This window comes from Rhodococcoides fascians A25f (assembly GCF_000760935.2).
Lineage (GTDB): Bacteria > Actinomycetota > Actinomycetes > Mycobacteriales > Mycobacteriaceae > Rhodococcoides.
In genome coordinates, this window is record NZ_CP049744.1 from 557361 (window position 1) to 575713 (window position 18353).

The window sequence follows — 18353 nt, forward strand, 5'->3', positions numbered from 1 at the left end:
TGTCAGCGCAGCTGGACGATGACGTCGCCTCCATAGTAGATACCCAACGGATCTTGGCGTTCGCAACTTGTCACCCGCTGTTTCGGGCCCCACGTGTGAATACCGGGTCGGCTTGGGAACGGCGGGAGGTGATCCAAGACGGGTCGAGCACGTTTTCGACAGTGGTGCAGAGGGACTCGTCGAACACGACTACTCGATCGGCTATCCGCCACTCGTTGTCCCGTCTTTCGAAGCGGTCGACGTATCGGCATTTCACGGTCGTCAAGACGTGCGTCGACGATCCGATCTCGGGTTCTTGCCGCAAGTAGCACAGGCAGTAGGACTCGACCTCGGCCTCCTGTTCGGAAGGCTCCAGATCGATGATGACGTTGGTTATGAAGTGCATCGAGCTGTCGATGGTTCGATGACGAAGCTCGATGTCCTCGATCAGACCGTCGATCGTGCCGAGATAGCCCCCGTGGTGGTCGACGGCGTCAGGGAAATAGCACCTTCTCAGGCTCTCGAAGTCCTTGCGGTCCACAGCCCGGGCGTATCGATACAGCACCTCGGTGATCGCCACTCGGTCTTCACTCGACATCAGCCACCAGCTTTCAACTCGTTGGTGATGCGGTGGTAGATCCCGCCGGAGGTCAGGCCACCGTCGACGACGACTTCTGTGCCGGTGATGTACCGCGATGAATCCGACAGCAGGAACGCGACCGATTCTGCGATTTCTTCGGCGTCGGCGACGCGCCCCGCGGGTACCGATTGCAGGCTTGTCTCCACGAAAGCCGTTGAGCCGGAATGCAGCAACGGTGTGTCGACCAGGCCCGGATGGATCGAATTGACTCGAACTCCGAACTCGGCGAATTCGAGTGCTCCTACCTTCGACAGGCCACGCACGCCCCATTTGCTGGCGCCGTAACCTGCCGCGAAGTAGCCGAGCATTCCGGCGATGGACGACACGTTGACGATCGAACCACCACCCCGTTTGAGAAGTGGCGCACAAGCTTTCATTCCATAGAACACCGAGCTCAGATTGATGTTCATGACGCGGTGCCAGTCGTCGACGGTCGTGTCCTCGATGCCCGCTCGGTGACTGACACCGGCGTTGTTGACCAGTCCGTCGAGGTCACCATCCGATGACTCGATGGATTTCGCCAGTGCCGTCCACGAGTCGGGTGCGGTGACATCTAGCTGGTAGAACTCTGCCCGACCGCCGGAATCGAGAATGTTCTTCACCACCGCTTCGCCTGTGGCCTTCGAGATGTCGGTGACCCACACCTTGGCTCCCCGGGCCGCCAGCATTTCCGATTCGACTCGGCCCATGCCGCTGCCTGCGCCGGTCACCACTATCGTCTTGTTCTCGAAGTTCATGCGAGGGCCTCTCACTCTGTTTTCAGTTCGGTCCCCTTCGTCTCGGTCACGAAGAAGACCGTGGCGAAGGTGATGACGGCGCAGAAGACGAAGTAGCCGGCGGGTGCGAGCGGATTTCCGGTGAGTGAGATCAGGTACGTGGCGATGAAAGGTGCTGTGCCACCGAGCAACATGTTGGTGGTGTTGTTGCCCAGGGCCAGGCCCGTGTACCGCACGGAGGTCTTGAGCATTTCCACGTAGGTCACGTACGAGGCACCGTTGACGACGGACACCGCGATGAACAACACCGACTGCCCGACGACGGCCTGCCACAGCGTGCCGCCGGCCATCATCATGAACATCGGGACACCGAGAACGATGGCCGCGAAGCTACCCGCGAACAGGACGGGCTTCCGCCCGTATCTGTCGGCCATGTAGCCCGAAACAGGCAGGGTGATCACTCCCAGAACCAACGCGAGCGAGGTCGAGAGAAATGCTGCTTGCGAGGTCTGGCCACCCTCGGTCCTGAGGTACGTAGCGGCGTAGACCGATGCGATGTAGTAGCCGCCGGTGATGAGCGCACCGAGCAGGATGATCTTCACGACGCTGCCGCCCGAGGTGCTCAGTAGCTCCGAGATGGGGAGCTTCTTGGTCTCTCCCTTGTCCTCGAGCTCCTTGAACTCCGGGGTGTCGTCGAGACGGTTCCTGATCCAGATGCCGACGCCGCCGATCACGAGGCTGAGCAGGAACGGGATTCGCCATGCCCAGGAGAGGATCTGTTCGTCGGTGAACACGGAGTTCAGTGCCAGTGCGCACAGCGAGGCGAGCAACGATCCGATGTAGGTTCCGGTGTTGACCATCGACGTCTGGGTCGCACGCCACCGCGTCGGCGCGGACTCGGAGACGAACGCGTTCGCCCCTCCGAGCTCACCACCGGCAGCGAATCCCTGTAGGCATCTGCACAGGACGAGAACCGAGGTGGCCCACACTCCCAGGGTGACGTAGGTCGGGAGTAGACCGATTCCGGCGGTTGCGATCACCATCAGCAGGATGGTCCAGGACAGCGCATTCTTGCGGCCGTACTTGTCGCCTATGTGTCCGAAGAAGATTCCGCCCGGAACGCGCAGGAAGAAGGCAACGGCGAACGCCGCGAACGTACCGAGAAGGGCGGCCGTCGGATCGTCGGACACGAAGAACAGCGCGGCGATGGTGGTGGCCATGTAGCCGTAGATGCCGAAGTCGTAGTACTCGACGATGGTTCCGACGACAGCGGCCCGGATCACTGTCAGGGGAGATTGTTTCGGGTTCGTACTGGGGGCTCGTGCATCCGACTCGGGCTGCACGGCGCGATCGTTCGTAGTCATCGGTGTCCTCGAGGTCGGTGGTGGTCAGGCCGTCAGTGGCTGTGCATCGACGGTGTGAAGGGCGGCGTTTCGACCGGCAATCCGGCCCATGGTGAGTGCATTGGCGACAGCGTTACCGCCACCGACGTACCGCTGCCCGAGAACTCCCGCTCCTGCCTCGCCGGCAGCGAACAGTCCGGGTACGCGGGTGCCGCGTGTTGTCAGCACGGCGGAATCGGAGTCGATCTCCAAACCTGCATGCGTGCATACCAATTCGGCGGGGAGGATTCGTGCGGCATAGAAGGGGGCGGTCTCGATGGGTTTGGGATTCGACGTACTGCCCTTGTTGGCGAGTGTCCGATGGCGCAGAAAGTCAGGGTCCTCGCCGTGGGGCAGATGCGCGTTCCATCGCTCGACCGTGGAATCGAGGGCCGCGGCGGGCACTGCCATGAGTTCGGCCAGCTCCGCGAGGGAGGATGCGCGAAGTGTCCGGCCGGCGTCTGCCTCGTCCTCGATACGATCGGGTGCCCAATCGGCATACCCCGCAGGCAGATTCTGTCGAGCGTTGTCGTCGAAGATCATCCACGCGGAGCCACCCTGACCGTCGATGATTCCGGTCGAGACCGCGTACGAGGCGTCCTCGTCCATGAATCGACGTCCCGCGGCGTTCACGTGAATACGTGATTTCGGGGGAAATCCCGACTGCCAGTGGTGGTATCGCTGAAAGTAGACGGTGGGCAGCATGAGTCCCCACCCGTGACCTGCTATGGACGCGTCCACCGACGGCGCGTAGCGAAGGTGGTCACCGCGGCTGCCCTCGGCGGCAACAACGAAGAGAGCGGAGCCGGCCCGGTTGGCAGCTGGAAAATGAATATCGACCAGCTCGGGATCCCGGGCGAAACCGCCCGAGGCAACGACGACTGCCGCAGAACGGAGTTCGACATCATCGGCAACGACTCCCACGACCCGATCGTTCTCGGTGAGTAGCGCTTGCACACGAGTGTCGAGAACGACCTCGATTCCGTGCCAGCGGCGTGCGGCGTCCAAAACCTGGACGAGGCCGTACCCCTGATCCTTCGGAACGTGACCCCTCCAGACGTCCTCGACACCCGCCTGGCTCAGGCCCGGTTGATGTGCGTTGCCGGAAGTCTTTGCGGGGATGTCCAATCCGAGTTCGATCAGCCACTCCAGAGTCGGTCCTGCCTGCTCGCAGAAGGTTCTGATCAGGCCGGGCTTGAGCATCCATTGATTGAGGTCCATGTAGTGCTGGAAGTACTTCTCTGCGCTGTCGTCGATTCCGAGGGCGCGTTGCACGCTTGTCGCTGCAGCGGTGAACAATCCGGCCGACAGTGCCGTCGATCCGCCCAGTTCCTTGCGCGCCTCGAAAAGAATGACGGACGCACCGTTTTCGGCTGCAGTGACTGCGGCGGCAAGCCCCGCGCCGCCACCGCCGATGACGATGACGTCGTAGTCTGTGTCAGACATGTCGCGACCCGCCGTCCACCGCAATGCTGTGGCCGGTGACGTAGCGAGCGCTGTCCGACAGTAGGAACAGGAGCGGCCCGAAGACTTCTTCCGGTGCGCCGAGTCGATGCAGGGGAACGGAATCGAGTGCTTTGGCCAGCGCTTCGGGATCTTCCTGTACCCACCGAGTCATCTCGGTGTCGATGTAGCCAGGTGCAATGGAGTTGACGCGAATGCCCACGTCTCCGAACTCGACGGCAAGGGATTCCGTCAGGTGGGCGACGGCCGCTTTGGACGTGCAGTAGGCACCGCGGCCCTTACGGACGCGAAGCGCGGATACCGAGGACATATTGACGATCGCGCCGCCTTCACGCATATGGCGACCTGCTGCTTGCGAACCGAACAGAACGCCTTCGACGTTCACGCTGAGCGTGGCACCTATCTGCTCGGGGGTGATGTCCGCGGCGTACGCGAACGGGAAGATCCCCGCGTTGTTGATCCAGAAGTCGATCCGCCCGAATTCGGCCAGAGCGGTTCGGGCGAGAGCCTCGTGATCATCGGCGACGGTGACGTCGGCTCGAGCGCCGATGATCGTTCCGGGTTGCTCGACCAGCGAGTCGGTGGCCAGCTCCGTGTTGAGTTGCTCCGCTGTTTCCTTCATTCGAGCGTCGTTGATGTCGGCACCGACTACGTGTACGCCGCGCGCCGCAAGTCCCTTGGCGAACACCGATCCCATTCCCTGAGCGGCCCCGGTGACAACAGCAACCTTGCCTGATAGTTCGGGGTAGACCGCAGTCATCGTGCGAGCGACGACGCGTCCTGGATTGGGGTTGTTCATGGTGTTCTCCTCGTGCGAAAGATCGTGATCGGGCCTGCGAAGCGGTCCGAGGGACTGCTTGCGACGATTCAGCTTGTGTGCGATAATCGCACGCAGTGTGCGATTCACGTCGAACTGTAGGTGGTCCACCTCACACTCGTCAATAGGGGGCGCTTCATGACCGACACCGATCCACGCCGTATGGACGGCAGTCACTCCGTGGCCATCGATTCTGGGATGTCCAAAACGCTGCACCACGGCCTCGCCGTGCTCGAGCTACTGGCCGAACATCCGAATGGCTTGTCGATCACCGAGATCGCCGACGGAATCGGTGTGCACCGCACCGTCGCGCACCGGCTGGTTCGCACGCTCGAGGCTCATCATCTGTGCCGGCGAGACGACTTCAAGCGCATTTCGCTCGGGGCCGGGCTGGTGGCGCTCGCCGAACCCGTCGAGCAAGATCTGCGAACCGTGGCGCGCCCCGTTCTCGAAGAACTGGCGGATCAGCTGGGAGCGACCGTCCATCTCGTCGTTCGCGAAAATCAGACGGAAGTAAGGGCTTTGATGGTTGTCGAGCCACGAGGCGCGAAGGTGCACGTTGCGTTCCGTGGGGGGCAGGTCGATCCGATCGACCGAGGATCTGCCGGCCTGGCAATGCTCGCGTCCTTGCCCCCGGTGGATGGGGAACGTGCAGAAGTGACGAGGGCGCGAAGCGTCGGATATGCGGTCACCCACGGTGAAGTGATTCCATCGGTCGGCGGAGTGTCCGCCGTGGTGCCGGGTCGCCGCGGAGACGCCATGGCGAGTTTGGGTGCGTCGGTGTTCGAGATCGACGACGAAGAGGAACTCGGTGCGGCCGTCGTCGCTGCGGCGGCACGGTTGGGGCGTTTGCTTCGTTAGCCGGTGGTTGAGGGTCGTGTCAGGCGTCGTCGCGTGACACGGTCCTGTGCTGGATGCGCCACCGATCATTCACTCGTACAACACGATCCCGGACCGACGTGAATCGGACGAGCCGGGTCTCGCCGCCACGCGGTGTTGCCATGATCTGGAGGTAGCAGTCGATTGTCAGTTCGTCGACGCTCACTAGATCGACGGCAATGTTCGTGATCACGTGCCGACGCCTCTCGTTCGCGTCGGCCGCGCTGTCGAAGAAGCGTTGGGCAAAGGCGGTCAGCTGGTCGCTACCGACCTCGGGTTCTGGGTAACTGGGTGAATCGAAGACGCCGTCTGCGGTGAATGTCTCTGCCCATTCCGTTGCGCGTCCGGAATCGATTGCGTGGCTTTGCCTGCCGTACAAAAGCTGGACCTCGGCAATGGTTCCCGCATCTGGATCGGGCATCGGCGTCTCCTTCGGTGCGCTATTCGCACGGACAGTGCGTATTGCCGATGACGTTACGTCCGGTCCGTCCGGCAGTCGAGCCAGGGGTCCACTCGGCGCAGCCGAAAATGAAGCGCGCGAGTCACGCCACGTCTGACATCATCGTGCTGTGAAGATCATCTCGATCAATGCATGGGGCGGCGCCATGTACGACGAACTCGTGGGATGGCTGAAATCCGTTGATGCCGAGATCATTTGCCTTCAGGAAGTCACGCGAACGCCGAATCGATCGGGCTGGGCAACGTTCGCCGACGGTGAGCGCACTCTGCCGCAGCGGCTCGATCTGTTCGGCGACGTGTCCGCCGCATTGCCCGGATACACCCCGTATTTCGTCGCCAACGACGCCGGACCTGTCACCGACGCCGACGGCGTGGAACTGAGACAGGACTTCGGGATTGCGACCTGGGTACGTGAGGACTGTCCCGTCGTCGGACTCGACGCGCGGTTCGTGCACTCACGGTTCGTCGATCACACGGAGTGGAACGTGGACGACCGGCCACGAGCCGCGTTGACGGTGACCGTTCGCGATCGCGTCGCCGACAGGTTCGTCTCCGTCATCCAACTACACGGTCTGCGTGATCCAGCAGGCAAGGACGACAGTCCCATTCGGCTGGAGCAGGCCCAGAAGATGGTGGAGGTCGTCGAACATGTCCGGCCGTCGAGCGACGTCATCGTGCTCTGCGGCGACCTGAATCTGCTGCCGTCGAGCACGACATTCACACTGCTGGCCGAGCACCGAATGACCGACCTGGTGGGAGAAGCCGACACGCGAGCGTCCAGTTATACGAAACGAATTCGAAGCGCCAGCTATCTGTTGGTGTCCGATCCGACTGCAGTTCGAAGCTTCGAGATCGTCGCGAAACCAGAGGTGTCCGACCACCGAGCACTTGCCTTGGATCTCGCATAGCGGGAGATGTAGATCCGGAGGCTCGGCTCGCTCACATTTCGAACTGCACTCGAGCAATGTGGTCACAGACCTCGGCGATTCGGGCACGGTGAACATTGTGTTCGGCGTCGAGGTCGTAGACGCGGTAGCTGTCGGCGTCGAGCCAGTCGTTGGTGATAGCGAAGCTCCAACCGCCCTCGCGCAGTGCGAGATCGATGCCGCTGTGGTGCATGAGCAGGCCGGGCAGGTTCAACGCCGCGATTCCGGCGAGACCGTCCCGAAGTTGTGCCGCATCTGCGTCGGCCTGCTCGGAATCGGTCGAGGCACGGAGGCGTCCGACAACCACGTTGCGAATCATGGTTTCCAGTATCGCCGAAATACTCTCTCCGATCCTCCTTGCGCCGCTCGACCCGCGATTAAGCTGGCCGAAGCAGCCGAGTGGCGGCAGGAGTGATTGTCGAGGAGCCGTGATGACGTGAGCTCGGTGTTCGCGCAGCGCTCCAGTTACATTCGGCAGGGGATTCACTTCGAGGGTGGGGCGCTGCCCCTGTCTGCCGAATTCGGGGTCTCAGGGGCCATCGAACACAAGTTGACCCGTGACCATCTTTTCATCGGCGACGGCACCTCGGATTTCATCGGCACGTGGCGGGGCAGTCGCGTGCAGTTGTATGCGCTGTCCCGGCGGGCGATCGACGCGATAGTCAATCCCAAGGTCGCGGGCGTTCACATCGACCGAGATACTGCGGCGCGTCATTCGTTCGGACAGCTGAGCCCCGAGGCCGTCACTTTCGCGTCGTCGACGCGAGCCGATTTCAAGGAACGCAAGAGAAACCTCGTGGTGGCAACCGGTTCGAGCGACGCGCTCGAGGTCACCGTGCGTGCGTTGGACCGCCATCTACCGGTCAACTCCGGTGAAATCGGTCTCGATCTGCGTCCGGTCGTCACGGTGTGTGTCCGGGAGGCAGTGGCCGAGGCTGTGTGGGGTGAGGCAGCGTTCGCGCCGGTCCGGTACGTCGACCGGGAGGGACGCGAGTGCAGCCTCCCGTTCGCGGAGGCGCTGTACGAGAACTTTCTGCGGTTGCGGAAGTTCGCGAACACCTACGCGATGAGGGTCGAGCCGAGGCTGCAGCACCTGCCGTTGACGCGCGAGCAACGCCTGATGCGTGCGAACACACGCGCGCTGCAGCAGCACATGCTGCAGATGTCGGCTCACCTACCGGATTCGACCGTCGCGGGTCACCTCGCGCGGCTGCACAGTGACTCCGGGTTCTCCACCGGCGTCATCCGTGACGACACCGCGACGTCGTTCGTGGCCGCCGTGGATACCACCCGTACCGCGGTGCTCGCGACCTTGAAACACGTACTGGCCCCAGTGAATTCGATCTGGAAGACCCAAGTCGGCGCGGTTGCCCCAGAATCTGCTGGCGCATCGGCGGTGGTGCGGGCGTGCGTGATGGAGGCACTGCGGGTCGACACACCAGGATCGGTCTTCAACGGCCGAGTCACGGAGGATTTCGATCTGAAGGTCGGTGACCGCGTGGTGCGGCTTCATCGAAACACGCTGATAATGCCGAACATTCATGCAGTTCATGCCCTGAGTGGGCCCACGTTCGATCCGGCACGGCTACTGAACGCGCATGGTGCAGTTGTCGATTCGGCAAAGGTGATGCCGTTCGGCAAGGGTCCGAGGTCGTGCCCGGGGAAGTCGTTCGCGTTGTCGATGATCGCCGTTTTCGTCACCGCATTCTTGCGTGCGTACCCGGACGCTCAGGTCGACCCGACGCAGTACGACAATCGATATCCGATCCATACGGCATCCGAACACGGCCTGTACGTCGAACTTCGCATCTGACCAGGCATCAGACCTTGGGCTGATCCCTCCGGACGCGGTAGTTGTGCCATGTGTGCCCCGCGAGGGGCACCGCGACAGCGCCGATGCAGACGATCGGCAATGCGATGAACCACGACACTGATGCGCTCTTCGCGGCCACCGCGACGCCGAAAACGACCATCGGAAATCCGACGGTCTCCAGCAGGTCTACTTGCCGGGGTTCGATCGGCGGCCGACCGTCCCAGGGAATTCGCCGGCCCGCGTTCTCTCGCATCCTTCGCCGTGTCGACGCAACAGTCAGCGCAGCGCCGATGACGGACACGCAGACCCCTGCGACGACCATCCATGACTGTCCGTCCTCGACCAGAACCGCCGTCAGAACGAGTGCTGCAAGGACGATGCGCGCACCCCACACCTTCCATTGCGGTGCAGACTCTCGCTCGTCGCTTTGCACGTCGACCGGCCGCATCGGCTGCAAGGGCTCCATGGCTCGACCCTCCCACACAGCCGCTCTTGACCGGCCGAGGCGACCCGCCGTACTCTGGCCGACAGTTGATATATCAGAACCGCAGCGGCCTGCCGACCCGAGGAATCTCAGAATGACCACAGCGCTCAAGATCGACGGGACGGCGGTCAGCGCGATCGTCAAGGACGATCTGCGACATCGCGTCGAACAGCTCGCCCAGCAGGGGATTCGGCCTGGTCTCGGCACGATCCTGGTGGGTGACGATCCGGGTAGCCGCTCCTACGTCGCAGCGAAGCATCGCGACTGTGCCGAGGTGGGACTGCATTCGATTCAGGTGCGGTTGCCCACGACCGCGACCCAGCACGAGATCGAAGACGCGGTGCACGCGCTCAACGACGACCCCGAGTGCACCGGCTTCATCGTCCAGTTGCCGCTTCCTCCGCACATCGATACTCATCGGGTGATCGAACTGATCGATCCACGCAAGGACGCCGACGGGCTGCATCCGACCAATCTGGGTCGGCTCGTTCTCGGCATGGACGGGCCGTTGCCGTGCACGCCGCGCGGAATACTGGAACTGCTTCGCCACCATGATGTTCCGATCACCGGCGCACGCTTCTGCATCATCGGGTGCGGCATCACGGTCGGGCGTCCGCTCGGGCTGATGCTCACCCGGCGAAGCGAACACGCGACGGTCACGATGTGTCACGAAGCAACCGTGGACACCGCCGCGCACACTCGGGCCGCCGATGTGGTCATCGCCGCTGCGGGCGTTGCGCATCTGGTGCAACCGGATTGGATCAGTGTCGGGGCAACGGTGCTGTCGGTAGGAATTACTCGCACCGTCGAGGGCATTCTCGGTGACGTGCACCCCGGCGTCGAGCAGATCGCGGGGCGGCTCAGTGGAGCGACAGGCGGCGTCGGTCCGATGACGCGGGCAATGCTGCTGACGAACGTCGTCGAGTGTGCGGAAGCCGCTCAGGCCGAGGGGATGAACGACTCGCGGTAGCCCATCTTCTCGCTGATCTCGGCGGTGGCGGCCAGCACGTCCGGGACGATGGCCCGCATTCTGGTTTCGTCGAAGCGATACACCGGACCGGAGACGCTCAGTGCCGCCGTCGTCTTGCCGGTGTAGTCGAGAACCGGAGCTGCGATGGCATTGAGTCCGGTCTCGAATTCCTCGACGACCACCGCATACCCCAGGGACACAGCGGCATCGAGTTCGGCCGTCAGAGCGGCTTTGGTGGTGAGGGTGTGTTCGGTGTATCGGTGGAGGTCGAGCGAATCGACAACCGTCTTCCGGGTGTCGGCGTCCAGCGAGGCGAGCAACACCTTGCCGCTCGCGGTGGCGTGCAGGGGAGTCTGTTCCCCGATCCAGTTGTGGGTGCCGACCGAACTGGGACCGCGAGCCTGATCCAGATGTATGGCCGTATTGGCCCGCAGCACAGCAATATTCACTGTCTCGCCGAGCTTGCCGGCCAGGCGTTCACACACGGCATGGCCGTATTCGGTGATCTCCAGGCGCTCGGGTACAGCGGCGGCGAGCCGCAGGACTCCGAGGCTGAGCCGGTACTTACCGCGATTGTGCGTCTGCATCACCATGTCGTGTTCTTCGAGCGACGCGAGCAGCCTCGACACCGTGGACTTGTGCACACCGATCTCGGTGGCGATGGCGCTGACGCCCGCCTCCCCGAGTCGGGCCACGACCTCGAGCACCCGAAATGCGCGGTCGACAGATTGGACGCCACCCTCCGGGGCACGGGTCGAATCGTCGCTGGCCACGCTTTGGACTATACGTAAGAGGCAGTTGCCCGTGGTCATGCCCCTCGGGGCGCAGCCTGGAATCTAGATGACGGCGCGAACCGCGTCGTCGAACTCGGTCACATGGGCTCGGGCAATCGCTGCAGCGTCCTCGGCATCTCCGGCCGCGATCGCCCGGAGCAGCGCGGTGTGGGTACCCACGTGATCGGCGAGCGGGGGCAGTCGATCCATGAACAACCAGAAGATGCGTGTGGCCAAATTGTTGTAGCGAATCAAGGCATCTTCGAGAACCGGGTTCGCCGCCAGTCGGTAGACGGTGCGATGTACCTCGGCGTCCCACTTGATCAGGTCGTGTTGGCTCGGCGGCGCGGCCTCGAACTTCTCGGTGCGGTCGGCCATGCCCAACAGAACTTGACGTTGGGTCGCCGTGGCCGCGGTGGCTGCCTTCGCTGCCGCCAGCGGTTCGAGGCGCTGGCGAATCTCGGAGATGTCGCCCAGATCGGCGACGTCGATAGACGTCGCGAAGGTGCCACGGCGGGCATGTGAGATCACCAGGCGCTCGTACTCGAGCCGTTTGAGCGCTTCCCGCACCGGCGTGCGACCGACGCCCAATTCGGCCGACAACGCCGACTCGACCACGGCTTCACCTGGCTTGATCGTCAACATGATCAGCTTGTCGCGAATGGCCGCGTAGGCGACGTCCGCCATGGTCGCCCCCGGTTCGCCCGGCACCCCCGGTGATCCGGTGGTGCTGGACGACGCGACCTCGACACTCATGGTCATCGATCCTATCGGCACCGAGCGCGCGACAGGGTCGGTCAGGCCTCGATGCGGTTCTTCAACCAGTCGTGGAAGATGCCGATGTGGTGTTCGCTGCCCACCAGAACCCCGCCGTTGCGGTACTTACGGGAGTTCATGGCGGGCTGGCAGCGTTCGCACGCCTCGAAGTCCTGCAGATTGACGCGGTGGAACAACTCCACCGAGTGCTGGAGGTCCCGACCCGAGGCGACGACACCGGGCAGATACAGCCAATCGCATTCCACCAGAGTGTGATCGGCGGCAATCGGATACATCCGGTGGATGATCACATGATCCGGGACGAGGTTGACGAACACCTGCGGCCTGACGGTGATGGCGTAGTAGCGCCTGTCCTGCTCGGGCGCGATTCCAGGGATGGAGTCGTGTCCCTCGGAACCATCGAGCGTGAATCCCTTGACCGATTCGCCGAATTGGGCTCCGTGGCCCACGTAGTACTGGGCGGCGTAACCGTCGGCGAATTCCGGTAGCACCTCGGTCAGCTCGGGGTGGATGGTGGCGCAGTGGTAGCACTCCATGAAGTTCTCGATGATGAGCTTCCAGTTGGCCTTGACGTCGTAGCTCACGCGCCTGCCGAGGCCCAGGTCCTCGATCTTGTAGCGATCGATCGACTCGACATCACCGAGTCGATCGCGGATGTCCTGCACCACAGTGGTGTCGAAGGACGCCGGATTCTCGCTGAGATTGACCCAGACGTATCCGAGCCATTCCTCGACGGACACTGACGACAGGCCGTAACGAACCCGGTCGATGTCGGGCATCTTGGTGAGATTCGGTGCCGCGATGAGCTTTCCGTCCAGGTCGTAGGTCCAGGCGTGGTACGGACACTGGAACGATCGTTTGACTTCGCCCTTGTCCTCCATGCAGATTCGCGCGCCGCGGTGTGCGCAAACGTTCAGGTAGGCCTTGATCGCCCCGGTTCGGGTGCGCGTCACGATGACACTTTCGCGGCCGATCTGCACGGTGCGGAAGGCACCGGGCTTGTCCAGATCGGCGGCACGGACCGCGCAGATCCACAGTTCCTCGAAGATCTTCTCCTGCTCGAGCTCGAAGATGGCCGGATCGGTGTAGTAGCGACCGGGAAGGGTGGAGATGAGGCTTTCGGGCAGGGGAAGGGAGGTTGCGGGCGGCGTGGTGTCGGGAATGGTGGTCAAGGGGTCCTCCGTACGTGGCCGATCTTGTGGATCGGTGACGAGACGTCAACTGGGGTAATGGAATACGACGGGTGGAGCAGCAGCCTGGGTGTGGTCAGACCGCGCGAGCGGGAGCCGAGAGCTGACGACGCCAGCGGGTGAACAAACGAACCTGATTGACACCGAGAACGCCGACCGGGAGCCCGTCGGATCGGTAGACGGCGAGGAAGCTCCCGAGCTCGGGCGAACCCTCCTCGATGGTGCATTCACTGTCCGGCCCGGCGGTGCCGGCGAACTGAATACGTGATCCGTACTGATCGGACCAGAAGTACGGAGGTTTGACGTGTTGGCCGCCGTAACTACCCGAGAGCAGGGTGGACACCGCGACGGTAGGCCGTTCGGACGCCCCGGCCCAGTGCTCGACGCGCTTGTGGGCACCGGTCGAATCGAGCCATGCGGCGCAGTCGCCGACGGCGACCACTCCGGGTATGCCGGTTGCGCCGCCACCGTTGCACAGGATTCCGTTGCCGAGAGCGAGTCCGCTGGTGCCGAGCCAATCGATGTTCGGAATGCCGCCGATGCCGACGACCACGACGTCGGCGTCGAGCAGTCTGCCGTCCGCGAGCCGAACGCCTGTCACTCGATCGGTGCCGGTCAGTCCGTCGACGGCAACCCCGCAGATCAAGGTGGTGCCGTTGTCGCGGTGCAGATTGCCCACCGCGCTACCCAGTCGTGCGCCGAGTGGCCCGGCGAGCGGTGACGGGGCGGCTTCGACGACAGTGACGTCCAAGCCCAGTTTCCTTGCGGTGGAGGCTACTTCGGCTCCGATGAAACCTGCGCCGATGACGACCAGACGCGCGCCCGGTGCGAGTTCTGCACGCAGCCGGTCGGCATCGTCGATCGTTCGCAACACGTGCACACCGGCGAGGTGATCGGTGCCGGGAAGCGATCGTGCGCGCGAGCCGGTGGCGAGGACGACACCGTCGGAGGTCAGTTCGGCACCGTCGTCGAGGGTGACGGTGCGACGCGATGGATCGAGTGCGGTGGCGGTACGTCCCAGAATCCAGGTGGCGTCCAGGTTTTCGTCGTCGGGCTCGAGTGCGAGAGTGCTCGCGTCCACGTCGCCGGCGAGGTACTCCTTCGACAGGGGAGGGCGGTCGTACGGTCGGTGGCTCTCGGCACCGACGATGGTGAGCGAGCCGTCGAACCCGGCCGCCCGTAGGGCACGTGCCGAGCACAGGCCGGCCAGGGAGGCCCCGACGATGGTGACGCTCTTCATGAACGTCCCTCGGCAGCCAGCCGGCCGCGAACGTCGGGCGGAAGATTGGGGGTCGCGGTACTCAGCTCGATGTAGATCACACCGTCGTCGACGACAACGGTGTGAGTACGAACCGGCAACTTCGCGGGGGGAGCGTCGACGGCACCGGTGCGCAGATCGAAAGTGGACGCGTGCAGCGGACATTCGACCGCACACCCTTCCAGCCATCCGTCCGCGAGCGACGCGTCCTGGTGCGTACAGGTGTCATCGATCGCGAACAGCTCACCGTCTTCGGTGTGGAACACCGCCACGGGAGGGGTCGTGTCGACGCGCAGAGCTTCGCCGCCCGGGAGGTCGGCCAAGGGACACACCTTGAGCATTCGGATCCTTTCTGTATCGCTATACGGAACACGTCTTACTTCCCGCAACAACAGTGTGAACATCGCCATCAGAATGTGTCAATAGGTGGCGGCACTTTTCATACCCGTGAAACACGACGTAACCGGAAGCGGACAAACTGCGCGTTCTACCAGCTGAGCAGGTGGTTAGCCCGTGCAATGACTTGAATCCTCGGCGAGGGCTTCCGTCCGACTCGATGATGCCCCCGACGACGGAATCCGTCGAGGGCACCCGGGCACGACCATTACCGACGGGTAGAACGGTCAATTTTGATATATCAGCACCGAAGCGGCGTAACGGAGGGGCTGAACGTTCCTGACGTGACGACGTTCTGGACACGAAACGTCCCGCTCACAGGACCACGACCGAACGCAGCACGGTGCCCTGATGCATCTTGTCGAACGCGGCCTCGACGTCCTCGATGCCGATGCGTTCGGTGACGAACTTCTCGAGCGGCAACCGGCCCTGCTGATACAGATCGACCAACTGCGGGAAGTCGCGTTCGGGTAGGCAGTCGCCGTACCAGGACGACTTCAGCGATCCGCCACGGGAGAAGAAGTCGATGAGCGGCATCTCGAGGGTCATCTCCGGGGTCGGCACCCCGACGAGCACGACGGTGCCGGCCAGATCCCGCGCGTAGAACGCCTGCTTCCAGGTCTCCGGGCGGCCGACGGCGTCGATGACCACATCGGCACCGAAACCCCCGGTCAACTCTTGAACGGCCTCGACGGCGTCGACCACCGAGGAGTCGACGGTGTGGGTGGCTCCGAGTTCGAGGGCCCAGTCGAGTTTTCCCTTGTCACGATCGACCGCGATGATCGTCGACGCCCCCGCCAGGCGCGCTCCGGCGATCGCGGCATCACCGACACCGCCGCACCCGATCACGGCGACCGAATCACCGCGTGAGACGTGGCCGGTGTTCATCGCCGCCCCGAGCCCGGCCATCACCCCGCAGCCGAGCAGCCCGACGACGGCGGGATCGGCGTCGGCGGCGACCTTGGTGCACTGTCCTTCGTGGACGAGGGTCTTCTCGGCGAACGCACCGATCCCCAAGGCGGGGGTCAGCTCGGTGCCGTCGTCGAGGGTCAGCTTCTGTGCGGCGTTGTGGGTGTCGAAGCAGTACCACGGGGTGCCGCGTTTGCAGGCCCGGCATTCCCCACAGACCGCGCGCCAGTTCAGGACGACGAAGTCGCCGACCTCGACGTGCTCGACGCGGTCGCCGACGGTCTCGACGATGCCGGCGGCTTCGTGTCCGAGCAGGAACGGGAATTCGTCGTTGATGCCACCTTCGCGGTAATGCAGGTCGGTGTGGCACACCCCGCAGGCCTGGATCTTCACGACGACCTCGTTGGGGCCGGGATCGGGGATGGTGATCGTCTCGATGGAGACGGGTGCGCCCTTGCTCTTGGCGACGACGGCGCGGACCTGCTGCGGCATGGTTGATGCTCCTGAGATCGGTTGAGCAGCGGCATTCGGCGCAGCTGCGGCTGTTGGAATAGCGCTAATATATCAATTACCGTGCAGTATCCAATGTTAAATGCCAGTATCGAATTCGGGTCGTCCAGCGCGCCTTCACTCGACTGCGTGCTGGTAAGAGCGTGTATGCGGCGAGCAGTGGCCGTATTGAATGCATAGAAGAGCCTTGCCATCTCTTGACACAGCCCTCGGGTCGGCTCAGTCTTGTTCGAGTTCAGACATTTCGCAGTTGCGCAGAGAGCAACGCGTCGCGCATCTATCCGACCACCCACGCTGCGTGCACGGGCGACACACCTATTCGGCGACAGCCGGAGGGAGAACGATGTGACAACGAACAGCAAACCCCGGGGCGACAAGACTCGGGTCGCGTCACCCGACAAGCCCGCCCCTCATCAGTACGGCCCCCTCGAGGTCTATCATCACGGAGAGGAGGGCAAGCCGCGCACCGACAAGGTGGTGTTCGGTATCACCGCCGCCATCGTGATCGCGATTCTGGCGTGGGGCATTCTCGGCACCGAGAGCATGAAGTCCGTCAACGCGTCCGTACTCGATTGGGTGGTGACGAACGTCGGCTGGCTGTTCATCTTCTCGGCGACCGGGTTCGTGATCTTCGCGCTGTGGCTCGCGCTCAGCCGATACGGAAAGATTCCGCTCGGCAAGGACGGCGAGAAGCCCGAATTCAACACCGTCAGCTGGATCGCGATGATGTTCAGCGCCGGCATGGGAATCGGCTTGATCTTCTGGGGAGTGGCCGAGCCGCTCACCCACTTCGTCACGCCACCGCCCGGAACCACCGATTCGACTGTGGGAACGGCACTGTCGACGGCCATCTTCCACTGGGGATTGCACCCGTGGTCGATGTACGCCGTGGTCGGATTGTCCATCGCCTACGGCACGTACCGGATGGACCGCAAGCAGCTCATCAGCTCCTCGTTCATCCCGTTGATCGGTCGTCACGCCGAGGGCCCCATCGGCAAGGTCATCGACATTCTGGCGATCTTCGCCACGATGTTCGGCACCGCGGCCTCCCTCGGTCTCGGTGCACTGCAGATCGGTTCGGGTATCGAGGTTCTCGGCTGGGTCAACCAAGCGGGGACGCTTCTGCTCGTCGCCGTCGTCGCCATCCTGACGCTCGCGTTCGTGGCCTCGGCAGTGTCGGGGATCTCCAAGGGAATTCAGTGGCTCTCCAACATCAACATGGTGCTGGCTCTCGTGCTCGCGCTGTTCGTGTTCGTTCTCGGGCCGACGGTGCTGATCCTGAACCTGCTGCCCACCACCCTCGGTGACTACGCCGCGCACATTGCAGGCATGTCGGCGCGTTCGGCGGCATCCGGTGGTCCCGAGACCGAGTCCTGGCTCTCGTCCTGGACGATCTTCTACTGGGCATGGTGGATCTCGTGGACCCCCTTCGTCGGAATGTTCCTCGCTCGCATCAGTCGTGGCCGCACCATCCGCCAGTTCGTCATCGGCGTCATCCTGATTCCGACGTCGGTGAGCTTGGTCTGGTTCTCGATCTTCGGCGGAGCGGCAATCGGTGAGCAGCAGAAGGGGACCGAAGACCTGGTGGCCCTCGGAAAGCCGGAATCGCAGCTGTTCGCGGTTCTCGACCACTTCCCGTTGGCCGGTATCTCGTCGGTGCTGGTGATGGTGTTGGTCGGCATCTTCTTCGTCAGTGGGGCCGATGCCGCCTCGATCGTGATGGGCACCCTGTCGCAACGAGGCACTCTGGATCCGTCCCGCGGGGTCGTCGCCTTCTGGGGTGTGGTCACCGGCGGCATCGCGATCCTGATGCTGTGGACGGGAGGATCGGACGCCCTGAATGGGTTGCAGACGATGACCATCATCGTGGCGGCACCGTTCGTGCTGGTGATGATCGGTACGTGTGTCTCGCTGTACAAGGACGTCACGAACGACCCGTTCATCGTCAAGAGCCCCAAGGCTCCGCCGAAAGTCAAGTCCGACAAATGAAGTGAGCCTTTGGTGCGGGGCG

Annotated in this window: 19 protein-coding genes; 5 read left to right on the forward strand and 14 right to left on the reverse strand. The window is 63.3% G+C overall.

Annotated elements, in window-relative coordinates; translation table 11 throughout:
- Nucleotides 1–70: 70 nt before the first annotated feature.
- The 5 genes from BH93_RS02590 to BH93_RS02610 are packed head-to-tail and all read right to left on the reverse strand — an operon-like array spanning nt 71 to nt 4980.
- Entirely contained in the window at nt 71–577 is a 507-nt protein-coding gene (locus BH93_RS02590) for a nuclear transport factor 2 family protein (protein WP_037174706.1), read from the reverse strand.
- Nucleotides 577–1356: an SDR family NAD(P)-dependent oxidoreductase gene (locus BH93_RS02595; protein WP_037174705.1), complete on the reverse strand. Its 780-nt coding sequence runs from the start codon at nt 1354–1356 to the stop codon at nt 577–579. Before BH93_RS02595 ends, BH93_RS02590 begins: the two co-directional genes overlap by 1 nt.
- A gap of 11 nt (nt 1357–1367) precedes the next feature.
- Nucleotides 1368–2699, reverse strand: coding sequence for an MFS transporter (locus BH93_RS02600; protein ID WP_037174703.1), 1332 nt, complete (start codon nt 2697–2699; stop codon nt 1368–1370).
- A gap of 24 nt (nt 2700–2723) precedes the next feature.
- Nucleotides 2724–4163, reverse strand: a complete 1440-nt coding sequence (locus BH93_RS02605) for an FAD-dependent oxidoreductase (RefSeq protein WP_037174701.1) — start codon at nt 4161–4163, stop codon at nt 2724–2726.
- Entirely contained in the window at nt 4156–4980 is an 825-nt protein-coding gene (locus BH93_RS02610; protein ID WP_037175080.1) for an SDR family NAD(P)-dependent oxidoreductase, read from the reverse strand. The genes BH93_RS02605 and BH93_RS02610 overlap by 8 nt, the downstream gene beginning before the upstream one ends.
- Nucleotides 4981–5196: 216 nt before the next feature.
- Between BH93_RS02610 and BH93_RS02615 the strand changes: the two genes are divergently transcribed.
- Complete coding sequence (locus BH93_RS02615) at nt 5197–5859, forward strand: IclR family transcriptional regulator (RefSeq protein ID WP_197914627.1); 663 nt, start codon at nt 5197–5199, stop codon at nt 5857–5859.
- A gap of 19 nt (nt 5860–5878) precedes the next feature.
- On the opposite strand, the gene BH93_RS02620 is transcribed toward BH93_RS02615, so the two are convergent.
- Nucleotides 5879–6298, reverse strand: a complete 420-nt coding sequence (locus BH93_RS02620; protein WP_037174699.1) for a nuclear transport factor 2 family protein — start codon at nt 6296–6298, stop codon at nt 5879–5881.
- A 148-nt stretch (nt 6299–6446) separates the two neighbouring features.
- Between BH93_RS02620 and BH93_RS02625 the strand changes: the two genes are divergently transcribed.
- Nucleotides 6447–7244: an endonuclease/exonuclease/phosphatase family protein gene (locus BH93_RS02625; protein ID WP_037174697.1), complete on the forward strand. Its 798-nt coding sequence runs from the start codon at nt 6447–6449 to the stop codon at nt 7242–7244.
- A gap of 31 nt (nt 7245–7275) precedes the next feature.
- Here the strand turns inward: BH93_RS02625 and BH93_RS02630 are convergent, their stop codons facing one another.
- Nucleotides 7276–7581 carry a hypothetical protein gene (locus BH93_RS02630; RefSeq protein WP_032405153.1) on the reverse strand — a complete coding sequence of 102 codons (306 nt, stop codon included), beginning with the start codon at nt 7579–7581 and terminating at the stop codon, nt 7276–7278.
- A 117-nt stretch (nt 7582–7698) separates the two neighbouring features.
- On the opposite strand from BH93_RS02630, the gene BH93_RS02635 reads away from it, so the two are divergent.
- Nucleotides 7699–9075, forward strand: coding sequence for a cytochrome P450 (locus tag BH93_RS02635; RefSeq protein WP_037174696.1), 1377 nt, complete (start codon nt 7699–7701; stop codon nt 9073–9075).
- A gap of 7 nt (nt 9076–9082) precedes the next feature.
- On the opposite strand, the gene BH93_RS02640 is transcribed toward BH93_RS02635, so the two are convergent.
- Nucleotides 9083–9541: a hypothetical protein gene (locus BH93_RS02640; protein WP_052065222.1), complete on the reverse strand. Its 459-nt coding sequence runs from the start codon at nt 9539–9541 to the stop codon at nt 9083–9085.
- A 112-nt stretch (nt 9542–9653) separates the two neighbouring features.
- On the opposite strand from BH93_RS02640, the gene BH93_RS02645 reads away from it, so the two are divergent.
- Nucleotides 9654–10529, forward strand: a complete 876-nt coding sequence (locus BH93_RS02645; RefSeq protein WP_037174695.1) for a bifunctional methylenetetrahydrofolate dehydrogenase/methenyltetrahydrofolate cyclohydrolase — start codon at nt 9654–9656, stop codon at nt 10527–10529.
- Here BH93_RS02645 and BH93_RS02650 read toward each other — a convergent pair.
- The 6 genes from BH93_RS02650 to BH93_RS02675 all read right to left on the reverse strand — a co-directional run bounded on the left by BH93_RS02650 (nt 10499) and on the right by BH93_RS02675 (nt 16324).
- On the reverse strand, nt 10499–11302 hold the full coding sequence (locus BH93_RS02650; protein WP_037174694.1) for an IclR family transcriptional regulator: 804 nt from the start codon (nt 11300–11302) through the stop codon (nt 10499–10501). The two genes, BH93_RS02645 and BH93_RS02650, sit on opposite strands and share 31 nt — an antisense overlap.
- A gap of 63 nt (nt 11303–11365) precedes the next feature.
- A complete protein-coding gene (locus BH93_RS02655) occupies nt 11366–12058 on the reverse strand; it encodes a GntR family transcriptional regulator (protein ID WP_080739099.1) in 693 nt (230 codons plus the stop codon).
- A 41-nt stretch (nt 12059–12099) separates the two neighbouring features.
- Nucleotides 12100–13251, reverse strand: a complete 1152-nt coding sequence (locus BH93_RS02660; RefSeq protein ID WP_197914540.1) for an aromatic ring-hydroxylating oxygenase subunit alpha — start codon at nt 13249–13251, stop codon at nt 12100–12102.
- 94 nt (nt 13252–13345) lie between these two features.
- Nucleotides 13346–14509, reverse strand: a complete 1164-nt coding sequence (locus BH93_RS02665; protein WP_080739098.1) for an NAD(P)/FAD-dependent oxidoreductase — start codon at nt 14507–14509, stop codon at nt 13346–13348.
- On the reverse strand, nt 14506–14868 hold the full coding sequence (locus BH93_RS02670; RefSeq protein WP_037174693.1) for a bifunctional 3-phenylpropionate/cinnamic acid dioxygenase ferredoxin subunit: 363 nt from the start codon (nt 14866–14868) through the stop codon (nt 14506–14508). The genes BH93_RS02665 and BH93_RS02670 overlap by 4 nt, the downstream gene beginning before the upstream one ends.
- Before the next feature lie 370 nt (nt 14869–15238).
- A complete protein-coding gene (locus BH93_RS02675) occupies nt 15239–16324 on the reverse strand; it encodes an S-(hydroxymethyl)mycothiol dehydrogenase (RefSeq protein ID WP_165712616.1) in 1086 nt (361 codons plus the stop codon).
- A gap of 363 nt (nt 16325–16687) precedes the next feature.
- Between BH93_RS02675 and BH93_RS02680 the strand changes: the two genes are divergently transcribed.
- The gene (locus tag BH93_RS02680; protein WP_155291055.1) at nt 16688–18331 is read left to right on the forward strand and encodes a BCCT family transporter; all 1644 of its coding nucleotides are present in this window, start codon (nt 16688–16690) and stop codon (nt 18329–18331) included.
- Nucleotides 18332–18353 lie beyond the last annotated feature (22 nt).

Excerpts from the sequence above, each read along its gene's own strand:
- BH93_RS02590 (WP_037174706.1), bottom strand. The coding sequence starts at position 577 with ATGTCGAGTGAAGACCGAGTGGCGATCACCGAGGTGCTGTATCGATAC.
- BH93_RS02595 (WP_037174705.1), bottom strand. The coding sequence starts at position 1,356 with ATGAACTTCGAGAACAAGACGATAGTGGTGACCGGCGCAGGCAGCGGC.
- BH93_RS02600 (WP_037174703.1), bottom strand. The coding sequence starts at position 2,699 with ATGACTACGAACGATCGCGCCGTGCAGCCCGAGTCGGATGCACGAGCC.
- BH93_RS02605 (WP_037174701.1), bottom strand. The coding sequence starts at position 4,163 with ATGTCTGACACAGACTACGACGTCATCGTCATCGGCGGTGGCGGCGCG.
- BH93_RS02610 (WP_037175080.1), bottom strand. The coding sequence starts at position 4,980 with ATGAACAACCCCAATCCAGGACGCGTCGTCGCTCGCACGATGACTGCG.
- BH93_RS02615 (WP_197914627.1), top strand. The coding sequence starts at position 5,197 with ATGTCCAAAACGCTGCACCACGGCCTCGCCGTGCTCGAGCTACTGGCC.
- BH93_RS02620 (WP_037174699.1), bottom strand. The coding sequence starts at position 6,298 with ATGCCCGATCCAGATGCGGGAACCATTGCCGAGGTCCAGCTTTTGTAC.
- BH93_RS02630 (WP_032405153.1), bottom strand. The coding sequence starts at position 7,581 with ATGATTCGCAACGTGGTTGTCGGACGCCTCCGTGCCTCGACCGATTCC.
- BH93_RS02640 (WP_052065222.1), bottom strand. The coding sequence starts at position 9,541 with ATGGAGCCCTTGCAGCCGATGCGGCCGGTCGACGTGCAAAGCGACGAG.
- BH93_RS02645 (WP_037174695.1), top strand. The coding sequence starts at position 9,654 with ATGACCACAGCGCTCAAGATCGACGGGACGGCGGTCAGCGCGATCGTC.
- BH93_RS02655 (WP_080739099.1), bottom strand. The coding sequence starts at position 12,058 with ATGAGTGTCGAGGTCGCGTCGTCCAGCACCACCGGATCACCGGGGGTG.
- BH93_RS02665 (WP_080739098.1), bottom strand. The coding sequence starts at position 14,509 with ATGAAGAGCGTCACCATCGTCGGGGCCTCCCTGGCCGGCCTGTGCTCG.
- BH93_RS02670 (WP_037174693.1), bottom strand. The coding sequence starts at position 14,868 with ATGCTCAAGGTGTGTCCCTTGGCCGACCTCCCGGGCGGCGAAGCTCTG.
- BH93_RS02675 (WP_165712616.1), bottom strand. The coding sequence starts at position 16,324 with ATGCCGCAGCAGGTCCGCGCCGTCGTCGCCAAGAGCAAGGGCGCACCC.